The organism is Terribacillus sp. AE2B 122 (assembly GCF_902497585.1).
Lineage (GTDB): Bacteria > Bacillota > Bacilli > Bacillales > Amphibacillaceae > Terribacillus > Terribacillus saccharophilus_A.
The window spans coordinates 226,659-238,896 of the sequence record NZ_LR700942.1 but is presented as its reverse complement, the minus strand read 5'-3'; the positions used below and the strand labels follow the sequence as shown (position 1 = coordinate 238,896).

Below are 12,238 nucleotides of genomic sequence, written 5' to 3'. Positions count from 1 at the left end.
ATTGTAAACCCAAACGTATCAGCATGCTATTATGTTAATACTTCAGCAATTTATTCTGATGCACATACACCGCTGCCTGCGTCCGATCATTCACTTGCAGTTTCGCCAATGTATTACTCACATGTGTTTTAACTGTTTTGATGCCTATGTACAGCTTATCCGCAATCTCCTGATTCGTCATTCCCTGGCCGATACAGCACAGTACTTCGAATTCCCTTTCGGTCAAATGATCATGCAGGAGCTGTTTTTTCTGGCGAAAGCTGTTCATCACTTTCGCCGCAACAGCAGCCTCCATTACTGTTTCACCTTTGGCTGCTTTTCTAATGGCTTCGGCAATTTGCTCGGCTGTTGATGTTTTCAGCATATAACTGAATGCTCCTGCCTCCAAAGCCGGAAAAACCTGTTCATCGTCATAGAAGCTGGTGAGAATGATAATCTTAGTGGCAGACCCTGCTTTTATAATCTCTTTGGTAGCTTCTATCCCCGTGCCATCTTCCATGATTAAATCCATGAGTACGACATCTGGCTTTTCCGTTAGTACTAACTTGACACCTTCCCGACCGCTGCTCGCTTGGCCGATGACGTCAAATCCGTCCTCTGTTTCTAAATAAGCTATCAGCCCTTTTCTAACAATATCATGATCATCTATCACAGCAATTCTTATCATCGTTCCAACTCCTCACTTCGTTGGTATTCGGAGACCTATTTGTGTACCCACACCTACGCTCGCCCGCAGCATAAACGTGCCTCCTAATTCTTCGCAGCGTTCTTGCATGGATTTTAACCCGAACGATGTTTTTCGCTGTTGCATAGCTGTCGTATCAAATCCTTTTCCATTGTCCTGGATAGTAACAGCCACATCCATTCCCCTCGTTAACAATTCAACTGTTACTTCACTTGCTTCTGCATGACGCAGTGTATTCGATAGAGCTTCTTGAATAATTCGGAACAGATGCTCTTCGACCGATTTAGACAACTCCATTGTTTCTTCGATCTGTATATGAAAAATGAGTTGGGTACGCTGTTTCAGCTCATCAACCAGCTTCCTGACTCCACTGCTTAAAGAGTCTCCTGAAAGATGGACAGGCCGCAAATGCAGAAGCAATGCTCTCATTTCAGTCTGAGCCTGCTGCGCAATCTGAGATACTTCTGTGAATTTGTCTTTTGCTGCTTCCGAATTTTTATCAAATAATTTCATGCCGGCTTTTGACATCATCGTAAGCGCGAATAATTGCTGGCTAACCGCATCATGCAAATCTCTTGCAAGGCGCTGGCGCTCTTCTATTGCTGCTGCTCGGTGAGCACCTTCTGCAAGCTCTGCCTTTTCATCCGCCAAACGTTGAAGCGATTTCACCTGCGTATGCATCTTATCTGTCAGCTCATTTAAATCTTTACCAATTCGGGCAATCTCATCGTTGCTGTTGTCTACAATCTTCGCTTGATAATTACCATTAGCAACCATTGTAATGAACAAAGAAATATAATCCATACGATCCTTTATTTCTTTACTGTCTTGAAATCCAATAACAACGGATGTAATAAAATGAAGAAGCAGATATAGGAGAAAGAACGTGAAAATTGCTTGGACACTAAGCCACATAGGTTCCAGCAAAACATAGATAGACAGTAGGATACCAAGGAGTAGAATTGCATTTAGAAACAATGTGCGTAAATTAGTTTTAATGTATGAGTATCGAATACTATTAAGTTTTTTTAGCATCACTGTCACCTCAAATCCGATCCACTCTTATTCGCCCGGCCTTATAGTCGATGTAAATATCCAGCTTCCTAGTCGCATCTGCATAACCTGGAGTTTCATAATACGAGCTTTGGTTGATGCCCTCTGAAAGTTCTCCGAAAACATTTATCTCCCCAGCCTTAACCAATGCTTCCAAACGAAATTCCACGTTATCGGGGAGGATTATCCGTACTTCCCCGGCCCAGCCTTTAAGATGGAATGGTATTTCATCGTTCGGGATAAGAGCTTTCGTAAAATCTACATAGTACTCCCCTACAGCATTCTTCACCTGGGTAGGTTCAACTGTCCAGCCTTCACTTTCAAACCGATGCTCTCCAATTGCATAGTTATGGTTCTTCTTATACTTCTTTTTGTCTTTCTTTTTTTTAGTACCAGCTTCCCATTCCATATTCACATTAGATTTACGTTTATTTCCCTTCTTGCCAAAGCGAAGCAGACTAAATCCGAAGTAAATGATAAGAAGCGGCCAAAGCTTGAATACATCTTTAAATTCAAATGCAAGTACTTCAAAACGATCAAGGGTAAGCAGTCCGCCAAACAGAATACAAAATATGCCGAACCAAAATCCTCCTTCTCCCCGCAAGAAATCAATTAATATTTTCAGCCCTAATAAAAGGATGAATACAGGGTAGAGATAATGCCAGCTCTGACTGTAATTCCAATCAATTGCACCTATGTTAGACAAGATCAGCACTAGACCGATCACTATTATTCCGATAGCAAAAAGATTACTCCATATTCGTTTCATATTATCCCACCTGCTTATAACATTTCTTGTTGCTCTACTTTATTATAACTGTTAAATGCAGTCAGTTGTTTATTCCGCAAGCATAAAATTCCAGTAATCATCACAAGAATTCCTCCTGTTATACAGAGAACCTGAATACTGATACCAATTCCAAGGAGTGCTGATGTTACCATATAAGACACTGGAATTAGGCCAGTTGAAGCAAGTGCCATGATACTCATCACCCGGCCAATCATTCGCCGATCGGTTGTTTGCTGCAGCATAGTTGAAATAGGGATATTGGTGAATTGAAGACATATACCAATAACAAAAATAGCTGCAGCCGAAGACCAGAAATGAAGCGCAGAACCGTATAGGATGAAAAATGCACTCATGATGATCAAGCTGAAAATTACTGTATGGCCTGGACTTTTAAGATTTTTTAGTAACACCAGACTAAGAGCAGCAATAAGAGATCCAATTCCTAATGCACCTTCTAAAATTGTCAGACCTAACGCATTTGTTTGGAAAACATCCTTTGCCAGCAGGGCAACAGATAAAGAAACAGGACCTGTCAGGAAAAAGTTGATAAAGAAACTTACTGTCATAATTGTCCGGATCAGCGGATTATGTTTTACATAGTGAAAACCTGCTTTCACATCTTCTAATGGGGATTTTTTCACTTCAGCAATTTCCTCATCCTGGGAGATGATTCGAAGCAAGGATATAGACACCGTAGCTGCGCATAACATGACTATTGCCAGAGTAAATACTGCTGAAAAGCCACCTAACACAATGAGGCTTCCGCCAATTGCTGGTCCCAGAATTGGACTAATCATATTCGTCATCTGAACCATTGCATTCCCTTGCTGCAGGTTTTCCGGTTTAAGTACTTCCGGCAATAACGACCCTGCTGCTGGGTAAGAAAAAGCATCTGAAACACCGAACAGTGCAGACAGAACCAGCAGGTGCCAAGGCTGCAGTATATCCATTAGCAAAAGTCCGATGACAATACCCACCAATACTGCCCTGGAACCGTCAGATAGAAGCAAAATTATTTTCTTTGAAAAGCGATCAGCTGTTATACCGCCAATAACAATGAATAATAATCGAGGAACGGAGGCTGCAAAGAAGAGCATTCCAAAATAAAAGCGATTATCCGTAATGGACAGCATCAACCACTCCGCGCCCATTAAGTACACATAATAACCTGGAGCGGAAAATAACATACTGATAAAAATGAGTCTAAAATTGCGATTGCGAAACAGTTGCCATTTGCTTACTGGTGCTACTTCTACCATTCTTTCAACCCTCTTTCCATTAGTTATTCATAGTATAAACAAATGGAAATACCCGGAAAACAATCTACAGAATGGACTTGTATCCGCCTTAAGGCGGAGTCTTTTTTCCGACTGACAAAGCTGTTGAAGCTGTTGCATCCTGTAAAAAATCTTTTTTATAGTAAAATAAATGAATACCCGTATCTTTCTAAAAGATAAAAACGTCTAAGGAATAAAGGGGTGAAAAAATGGAGCAGCCCAAACAAGTTGATCTTCAATCACAGATAGAGGAAACAATGGATAAGTTATCGTATTACTGTTTGTATCTCACAAAGAATAAATGGGATAGTGAAGAAATAACGCATGAGGCAGTCTTAAAGACGCTGATAAAATATCCCGAAGACACCTTTCCACCGCCAGTTAGTCTGTTGAAAAAGATTGCTTATCACGCCTGGATAGACAGAATACGTAAACAAAAGAAAGAAGAGCTTGTTTCTGAGATTCAGGATACAACGATAGCTGAAAGACATGACAACGTGCAGCAAATGGAGCAACTGCGAAAACTTACTCCAAAGCAGCTGGTTGTGTTTGTTTTAAAAGAAGCTTTCCATTATCAATCTGCCGAAATTGCAGATCTGCTCGAATTAAATGAATCAGCTGTAAAAGCGCTCCTGCATCGGGGACGCATAAATATTCAAGCTGACACGATACATCCCCTCGTCCGGAGCTCGTGGGATAACTTAGAACAGGAAGAGTTTTTTGAGCTGATAGAATTAACTCTCAACAGAGGCGATCCAGCAGAAATGATCCGCATTCTCCCTAATGTGTTTCGTACTTCCAAGCTCTACTTTCAAACAAATTCGAATCTATGCATGGCTGCAGCCTAAGGTTGCAGTTATTTTTTTGCCCATATCGTATGTCATTTTACATTCGTTCTAATTATGAAAAACGAAAGGAGAGTGTAAGTAATGACAGCAATACCTTATGTAGTGGAGCAATCGAATACTGGCGAACGATCTTATGATATTTACTCAAGACTATTAAAAGATCGAATCATCATGGTCAGTGAAGAAATTAATGACAGTATGGCCAATGGGATTGTAGCGCAGCTATTATTTCTAGCAGCAGACGATCCTGAAAAGGATATTTCGCTATACATCAACAGTCCTGGAGGTTCAATTTCAGCTGGTTTTTCAATACTTGACACGATGCAGTTTATCAAACCGGATGTGCAGACAATTTGCACAGGCATGGCCGCTTCTTTTGGCGCCATGCTGCTGCTTGCCGGCACGCCCGGGAAAAGATTTGCTCTGCCAAATAGCGAAATTATGATTCACCAGCCGCTTGGAGGTGCAAGAGGTCAGGCAGCCGATATTGAAATAACTGCTAAAAGAATCATTAAGCAAAGACAGCATATCAACCAAATGATTGCAGATTTTACCGGACAGTCAATCGAGAAAGTAGCTGCCGACACTGACCGGGATTATTTTATGAGCGCTACGGAGGCGAAGGATTACGGGATTATTGATCAGGTTCTATTGCGGAAGTAAAGGGAGATCTCTTTCCCCAAGAATACACATTAAAATATAGTAAGACCTGAGTCATGAAAACTCAGGTCTTTTTTATGCTATATCAACTGCCGGACATACTTTTATCTTGTTCATTAACATTTTTCTTTTTTGGCAAGTAGTTCAACGAGAAACCGACAAGGCTGAATATTGCACTCAAAACAATTGTGGGATTCTTAAACCAATCTGCACTTTGGATGATAAGGTCTCCATTTTGCAGGATTAAGCCCAGAATCTGTCCAAACACCAGCAATGTACCGCATGCTAGGAATGCGACAAGAAAAACTTTAAACAACAGTTCTGCAAGCTTTCGCATAATTACCAACTCCTTATCCCTTTTATACTGGAAGTATTTCCATTCCTATTAACCAGCCTATTGTTACAATTGGCAGCATGTAATATAAAATTAACGGTATGAATGTTTTTTCCGGTCTTGCTCCTGCTAGTCCGGATGCAATGAATATCGACCCTGAAGCTGGTGGAGAAGCTCCTTCAGTTGAAGAGAATGCCAGTATAGCTACTACTGCCACCAATGGGTCTACTCCGGCGGCTGTTAAAGCTGAGAAGGATACTAATCCAACTGCAGTAAGCGTTGCTGTAGAGGATAGCGGCCCTGCTACCAATGTAACCAATATACCTACCATAAGGACCATCAGCCATTTCGGTATATCAAGTGAAGATGTAATTTGACTCAAATCATTCGCAAGCCCTAGTTGTGATAGAACTTCACTGGCAGCTACCGCGAATAACATGAGCGCCCCAATTGTAGTAAACTGCGGGATAGCAGATGATAGCATCCGGGACCAATTCGCCAGAGATCCTGGTGTTTTGTTCCACCCGATTATCAGACTTATGATCATAATTAAAATTGGTATCCAAGTGATCAACGAAATCTGATCCATTGCCTCTGGTCCAATGTTAGGATTGTTCGCTAATGCGTCCGCAAGCGGACCAACAGTAACGATTATCGGAATCAATGCACCGAAGAATATGAAAATGGATTTCCACCCTTGCTTAATGGCTTCCCTGAAGCCAACGATATCCTCTGAGGGAAGAGCCTTGATACCGTTTTTCTTGACAAGCAAGAATACTAAAATGATTCGGTATAAAACCTGGTATGCGCCGCCAATCAAAAGAGCAATATATAGGTCTCCCTCTGCAACTACAGCTCCTATTGGTGCAAACCCAAGCATGATGAACATAGAGGAATTCGGTGGTAATGCAGCGCCTAATCCACCATTTCCAGCTAGGATAGTCGCCGTCGTTTCACGGCTCCATCCAGATCTAATCATCCACTGTGCAGTGATTGATCCGGTTGTCGCGGTATTTGCCGAGTTGGACCCGGAGAGAGCACCAAGGACAGCAGAACCTACCGTACTCATGTAAGCTGCACCACCTGGCAGCTTTCCGATAAGTGAATTGAATATGCGTAAAAGAGCTTGAATCAAGTTGAGCTGATCAACTAAGAAAGCCATGAAAACAAAGGCAACAGCAGCGTATAAAACTTCATAAGTAGAAGCAAAGACTAAACCGTCCCAAAATAATTTTGGAGCATCTGTTCCGCCAAACAATACAGTGGCAAAGAAACCTAGAAACATCGCTTCCCCCATGTTGCGCTTTACTATTACATTCCAGATAATAATAACTCCTATGAACACTACCAGCGCAATAAAACCGGTCATCCGTTCTCCCTCCCTCTTGACACTAACCAAAAATAAAACGCTTACAAATTAAGTGTGATATACTTCATTTTCCTTCATTAACAACGCTAGGATTTCTTCCCAAGTGTCTGGCTTGCTACCTTTATATCTGTCTGGAATATTCAATTCAGCAAGCCGTTCCAATTTCTTCTGTGCAGCAATCGATATACTCGCATCTAAATTGGATCCTTGCAGCATTTCGATACTGCCACTTAATTCCACCGCGCGTCTTTTTGCGTGGAGTGCGCTACCTGTTACAAGCCGATTCATTGTTTCAACAAATGTCTTGGCATTCATTGTTTCGTCAATGGAACGAATGGCTGGTTCTTCTACTCCATAAGTCTTGGCTGCTTCTAAAAACTCAACCATCAAACCAACGACACCTTTCATATAGATGCTTCTTATGAGTTTGAGAGCTGAAGCATCACCAGGATTGTCGCTTATTTTAGTAATTTGCATGCCATAATTCGCTAGGTTCTCAATAAATAGATCAGTACCGCTTCCACTTGCAGAGATTGGTACCTTGTGTTTATAAACAGGTAATGGACCAAGCATTGCTGCGTCTACAAACAGAGAGCCTTTACCCTCTACCACACTGGCAACTTGTTTCTTTACTTCAGGAGTGGCAGCAGATACATCCACGTAAACCAAATTTTCCTCAAAGCTATCGGTTAGTGAACGCGCTACTTCCAACGTCTTGTTGGCAGGCACTGCAGCGATAACAATTGTACATAAATCCAAAACTTCATTAGCACTTCCCACAAGCTCTACATTTGCTTCGGAAGCTCTTTCTCTAATGCGTTCGGAGAGACTGGGTTCATCTAACAGAGCATCAAATGCATAAAATTTATCAATGCCTTCGCTATGCAATCCCAATGCCATTTCATAAGCAGCTTCTCCAAACCCGACAAAACCTAACTTCATATCTCTCAACCCCTATTCTTGGTATTGTTTGATCTTGCTTTCTAACCATTTTGGCGCTAAAGACATTGGATCAGGATGTTCCTGGTGGGAATATTTTGCAATTGCCTCCAGACGTTTTTCTTCATATGACAATTTTTCGGACGCCTTACGAAGCACTTCATCTATTTGATCGGCAGGTACAACAACTACACCATCATCATCTCCTACAACTAAATCACCAGGTGCTACACGGATGCCTCCGCAAGAGATGACTTCATTTATTTCTCCCGGACCATCTTTAAAAGGACCATTCGGATTAAAGCCCTTGCTGTATATGGGGAACTTCAACTCATGCAGTGCTTTTTTATCCCTTACAAGTCCATCAACTACAATACCTTCAACTCCGAGGGCCTGAGCTGAACTAGCCATAAGTTCTCCCAAGTAAGCATTATTCGTATGTCCTTTTCCATCGACCACCAAAACGTGACCCTTCTTGGCTGAATAGATAGCTTGGTGAAGAAATAAATTATCTCCAGGTCTTAAGCTTACTGTCATAGCTGTACCTACAATTTCCATACCAGAACTTACTGGTTTGATCCGGTAATCCATCGAACCTGTGCAGTCCATAACATCAGCAAGAAGCGTCGTATTTAGCTTTTTAGCCCGCTCAATAAAATCAATTGGCAATAACGATACAGTTTCCATCTGTAATCCCCCTCGTAATATTTATTACTTATAATTAAAATAAGGTAATGATTATTACTTTGATGGTGCGATCATACCACTTTATCCCATTCTGGTAAAGCGCTTTCATAAAAATATTCAAAATAAAAATGAGTTACCGCACAATTATCGTTTTGTGTGATAACTCATTTTTGTAAGAATTTCATTGATTTTATCTAGTCTAGGCTTAGTTCTTTCAGGATAATTTATAGCTAAAGCACTTAATATATAGTCCACGATAAAAATTGCTGACACAATGGAATTATGAGAAGCTGCACTTGCAGAGGAACAAGGTAAGATAAAATCAGCATACTTTGTTATTGGAGAAGAATAACTATCCGTTATTAGGACGATTTCAGTACCACAGGACTTGGCTACTTCTAACATATTTGCAATTCGTTCCGCATATCGCGGGTAACTTACTGCTATTATTAAATCTGACGAAGTGAGATTGATCGATTCATCAACCCATTCACTCTTATCCGCATCAATATATTTGCAATTCCCAAGAATTCTATTTATCCCAAATGCAATGTATTCTCCTACTGGCCTTCCGCTCCGTACACTGGTGCATAGGATGTTATTCGATGCTTCTATCTTTTTTATGATTTCTTGTAATGTACCTTCAGCAATGTTGTCTAAGGAATATTGAATATTATCTAATTGCAATTCAACATGCTGTTGTAAAAGTTCACTTTTATTAGCATCTTTTAAATTGGCTTCTAACCTAGTTTGAGGAGCAGCTTTATGCTTCATGTTTGCTTGGAGTTCTTTCTGCAGTTCTGAAAAACCTGAATAGCCAACTGCCGCAGAAAATCTCATAATAGTAGCTGTACTTGTTCCTACCGTTGAGGCTAATTTGTCGACAGTAAGAAATGCTACTTCCATAGGATGTTGTACAACATAATCAGCAATTCTCCGCTGCGCTTCCGTTAGTTCAAATGCTCTGGTTTGCAATCTATGAATTAAATCACCCAATGTATCACCTGCTCCTGTTGAGATATGACATGAGAATTTAGTACGTCAACCGTCATTTTGATTCCTACTTAGTATAATAACACTTTTAATTTTTTTCCCAAAGTGGGATTCGGCTTACTCCAGAAAAGAGGTCCTCTCCGAATTGGAATAATCCCAATTCGGAGATACTTCCTATGAAACTAATTTCAATCCTACCGCTGCTCCCAATACCATAGCGATAAACAAGATTCGTTTCCAATCCTTAGATTCATTAAAGAATAACATTCCAATTATCGCACCGCCTGATGCTCCAATTCCCGTCCAAACGGCATAAGCTGTGCCCATTGGCAAGCTCCCCATCGCAATAGAAAGAAAAAGAAAGCTTGCTCCAAATCCAAGAATCAGCAGGACTACTGGTTTCCAGCTTTTATCCTTATGCAGTTTACTTATCATTGCTACACCAAACATCTCAAACAATCCAGCCAAAATTAAAAATGTCCACGCCATTACTGTTCTGCCCCCTCTGCTTCTTTATCTTTCGTAACAAGTTTCAGACCAATTACACCTGCAAGTAATAGAGCTACCAACAAGAACTTATTAAGGACGAATGGCTGTCCAAAGAATAGAATCTCCGAGAAAAAGGTACCCGCAGTTCCCAGTCCTACAAATACAGCATAAACCGTTCCAACTGGTATATAGCGCCCAGCTCTTATCATTAGATAGAAGCTAATCACGATCGCTATTATAGTTCCAATCCATTCCAAAGCACCACTTGCATTTTTTAATCCAATAACCCATAGAACTTCAAATACTGCTGCCACAATAACCATGAACCAATGTTTGTTCAATTTTCCCACCTCCGGATTTTAGTATGTCCTTAAAAAGAAAAAAAGCCTGGGAGTAACTGTTAAACAGTTTCTCCCAGGCTTTTATCCTTCCGTGACACAGTGAATACTGTGAGTTTTCTCTCGGACCAGACCAGCTGCAGCTGCGGAACCCTAGAAAACATTTTCAATATTCAATTCACTACATTCTATAGGGTCTTACTTAAAAAATCAAGCTTTAAATAGGAGGAAGACATTATTAAATGGACAAGGCATTAAAGAAGTATATTGCCCTATTCTTAGATAGAGATAGGAAAAGTATAATGATAATGAAATCCTAATGCTTGCAGAAATTGGAGGGATCCAAGTGGTAAAATCAGTACTTTTAGAAGAGAAATTTGAAAGTAAAGAATTAAATAGCTTATTCCAATGGCGTAATGAACCCAAGAAATGGTCCATTGACACAACAGCTTCTCAATTAATTTTAGAAACCGATCCGGAAACTGATTTCTGGCAAAAAACACATTATGGCTTTGAAAATGACAATGGGCATTTTCTTTATATGAAAACAGAAAAGAACTTTAGAATGACCACAAAGGTTAAAGCTTTGCCAAATGCAAAGTATGATCATGCAGGATTGATGATTCGCTACTCAAAGGATGTATGGGTTAAGGCTTCTTTAGAGTATATAACACCCAGTTTAAGTAAATTGGGCGCTGTTGTTACAAATCGAGGGTATTCCGATTGGTCAACCCAATATGTTAAAGATAAAGATATTGACTTACACTTTCGAATATCCAAGATAGGTCAAAATTGTTATATGGACTTCTCCTGGGATGGCGAAGAATGGATGCAAATGCGCATCGCTCATTTGGACATTCCAGATGATGCTCCAATTTCAGCTGGAATATTTGCATGCAGCCCTCAAGGAAAAAATCAATCTGTTTGTTTTGATTTTCTTTCTATAGAGGAGCTATCTTCTGATCCGAACGAAGCTTACTTATAACCAACTTTTCAACTACGCTGCCAAAGGGCAGCTTTTTTATGTTCAATTCATGTTAGAGAAATTGTAGTGGCACTTTAAATAATCGTAGTGGATTACTATTTACAAAAAGATACACATCAATTATAGTTATTAAAGACATTCTTTATCTACGATTAAAGGAGATATTTATATGAATCCAAAATTACAAAAGAAAATCAGCAACTTAGAAAATATCGAAAGATTTCCAGCAGATAAATTGTTTGAGTTCCTACCTATCAAGAAAGATGACAATGTATTGGATCTTGGAGCAGGTACTGGTTACATTTCTCTTGCTATTGCTGAACGTGTTAATACTGTATATGCATTCGATTATGATGAAGATATTCTTAATTACCTGGACACAGCAGCTAAGGGAAAAGGAATTGAAAATATTAAAACTATAGCAGGAAACTTTAAGGATATCACATTAGATAGTCATACTATTGATATAGCTATTGCTTCCATTGCTTTGCACGAAGTTCAACCCCTTTCAACAGCTTTGAAAGAGATCAATAGAATTTTAAAAGACAAAGGCTTATTCTTGTGTATTGAATTGGAGAATACGGAGAACTCAAGCGGACCAAGAGTTTCTGCTAATGATATGGAATCTCAAATCCTTCGTGCTGGCTTTTCCATCGTTGATAAAATTTATCCATCAACAAAAATTGCAAATCAACCCATCTATATTATCCTCGCTCAAAAGGATAAGTAATAGAAATAAAAAAGAGGCTGGACATAACTAAATTCCCATTGCTTAAAATCGAATGTTATTT

The 12,238-nt window shown here is 39.9% G+C and carries 15 protein-coding genes and 1 riboswitch; of the genes, 4 read left to right on the top strand and 11 right to left on the bottom strand.

Annotated features, from left to right (window positions below):
• Positions 1 to 34: 34 nt before the first annotated feature.
• Genes AE2B122_RS01170 through AE2B122_RS01155 form a run of 4 tightly spaced genes read right to left on the bottom strand, consistent with a single transcriptional unit; the run spans position 35 to position 3,787 of the window.
• Positions 35 to 667 carry a response regulator transcription factor gene (locus AE2B122_RS01170; protein WP_095268640.1) on the bottom strand — a complete coding sequence of 211 codons (633 nt, stop codon included), beginning with the start codon at positions 665 to 667 and terminating at the stop codon, positions 35 to 37.
• Between the two features lie 12 nt (positions 668 to 679).
• Positions 680 to 1,720 carry a sensor histidine kinase gene (locus tag AE2B122_RS01165; RefSeq protein ID WP_175072885.1) on the bottom strand — a complete coding sequence of 347 codons (1,041 nt, stop codon included), beginning with the start codon at positions 1,718 to 1,720 and terminating at the stop codon, positions 680 to 682.
• Between the two features lie 10 nt (positions 1,721 to 1,730).
• Positions 1,731 to 2,507: a cell wall-active antibiotics response protein LiaF gene (liaF, locus tag AE2B122_RS01160; RefSeq protein WP_175072884.1), complete on the bottom strand. Its 777-nt coding sequence runs from the start codon at positions 2,505 to 2,507 to the stop codon at positions 1,731 to 1,733.
• A gap of 14 nt (positions 2,508 to 2,521) precedes the next feature.
• Complete coding sequence (locus tag AE2B122_RS01155; protein ID WP_095218241.1) at positions 2,522 to 3,787, bottom strand: MFS transporter; 1,266 nt, start codon at positions 3,785 to 3,787, stop codon at positions 2,522 to 2,524.
• A 227-nt stretch (positions 3,788 to 4,014) separates the two neighbouring features.
• Here AE2B122_RS01155 and AE2B122_RS01150 point away from each other — a divergent pair, with 227 nt between their 5' ends.
• Together AE2B122_RS01150 and clpP are read left to right on the top strand one after the other, a co-directional pair.
• Positions 4,015 to 4,653: a sigma factor-like helix-turn-helix DNA-binding protein gene (locus AE2B122_RS01150; RefSeq protein ID WP_175072883.1), complete on the top strand. Its 639-nt coding sequence runs from the start codon at positions 4,015 to 4,017 to the stop codon at positions 4,651 to 4,653.
• Between the two features lie 81 nt (positions 4,654 to 4,734).
• Entirely contained in the window at positions 4,735 to 5,316 is a 582-nt protein-coding gene (clpP, locus tag AE2B122_RS01145) for an ATP-dependent Clp endopeptidase proteolytic subunit ClpP (RefSeq protein WP_095218243.1), read from the top strand.
• Positions 5,317 to 5,398: 82 nt separating this feature from the next.
• Here clpP and AE2B122_RS01140 read toward each other — a convergent pair whose 3' ends face one another.
• The 7 genes from AE2B122_RS01140 to AE2B122_RS01110 form a co-directional block, all read right to left on the bottom strand.
• Positions 5,399 to 5,650 carry a hypothetical protein gene (locus AE2B122_RS01140; RefSeq protein WP_095218244.1) on the bottom strand — a complete coding sequence of 84 codons (252 nt, stop codon included), beginning with the start codon at positions 5,648 to 5,650 and terminating at the stop codon, positions 5,399 to 5,401.
• 22 nt (positions 5,651 to 5,672) lie between these two features.
• Entirely contained in the window at positions 5,673 to 7,016 is a 1,344-nt protein-coding gene (locus AE2B122_RS01135) for a TRAP transporter large permease subunit (protein WP_095268636.1), read from the bottom strand.
• A 48-nt stretch (positions 7,017 to 7,064) separates the two neighbouring features.
• Entirely contained in the window at positions 7,065 to 7,958 is an 894-nt protein-coding gene (locus AE2B122_RS01130) for a DUF1932 domain-containing protein (protein ID WP_175072882.1), read from the bottom strand.
• A gap of 12 nt (positions 7,959 to 7,970) precedes the next feature.
• Positions 7,971 to 8,642 (bottom strand): RraA family protein, encoded by a 672-nt coding sequence (locus AE2B122_RS01125; RefSeq protein WP_095218247.1) that lies wholly within the window; start codon positions 8,640 to 8,642, stop codon positions 7,971 to 7,973.
• A gap of 144 nt (positions 8,643 to 8,786) precedes the next feature.
• Positions 8,787 to 9,638: a MurR/RpiR family transcriptional regulator gene (locus tag AE2B122_RS01120; protein ID WP_095268634.1), complete on the bottom strand. Its 852-nt coding sequence runs from the start codon at positions 9,636 to 9,638 to the stop codon at positions 8,787 to 8,789.
• Between the two features lie 171 nt (positions 9,639 to 9,809).
• Positions 9,810 to 10,124: a multidrug efflux SMR transporter gene (locus AE2B122_RS01115; RefSeq protein ID WP_095218249.1), complete on the bottom strand. Its 315-nt coding sequence runs from the start codon at positions 10,122 to 10,124 to the stop codon at positions 9,810 to 9,812.
• Positions 10,124 to 10,465, bottom strand: coding sequence for a multidrug efflux SMR transporter (locus AE2B122_RS01110; protein WP_305852003.1), 342 nt, complete (start codon positions 10,463 to 10,465; stop codon positions 10,124 to 10,126). Before AE2B122_RS01110 ends, AE2B122_RS01115 begins: the two co-directional genes overlap by 1 nt.
• A gap of 68 nt (positions 10,466 to 10,533) precedes the next feature.
• Positions 10,534 to 10,630, bottom strand: a riboswitch (guanidine-I (ykkC/yxkD leader).
• Positions 10,631 to 10,808: 178 nt separating this feature from the next.
• Between AE2B122_RS01110 and AE2B122_RS01105 the strand changes: the two genes are divergently transcribed.
• Positions 10,809 to 11,447 (top strand): DUF1349 domain-containing protein, encoded by a 639-nt coding sequence (locus tag AE2B122_RS01105; RefSeq protein ID WP_175072881.1) that lies wholly within the window; start codon positions 10,809 to 10,811, stop codon positions 11,445 to 11,447.
• Positions 11,448 to 11,616: 169 nt separating this feature from the next.
• Positions 11,617 to 12,177 carry a class I SAM-dependent methyltransferase gene (locus AE2B122_RS01100; protein ID WP_175072880.1) on the top strand — a complete coding sequence of 187 codons (561 nt, stop codon included), beginning with the start codon at positions 11,617 to 11,619 and terminating at the stop codon, positions 12,175 to 12,177.
• The last annotated feature ends 61 nt before the right edge of the window (positions 12,178 to 12,238 follow it).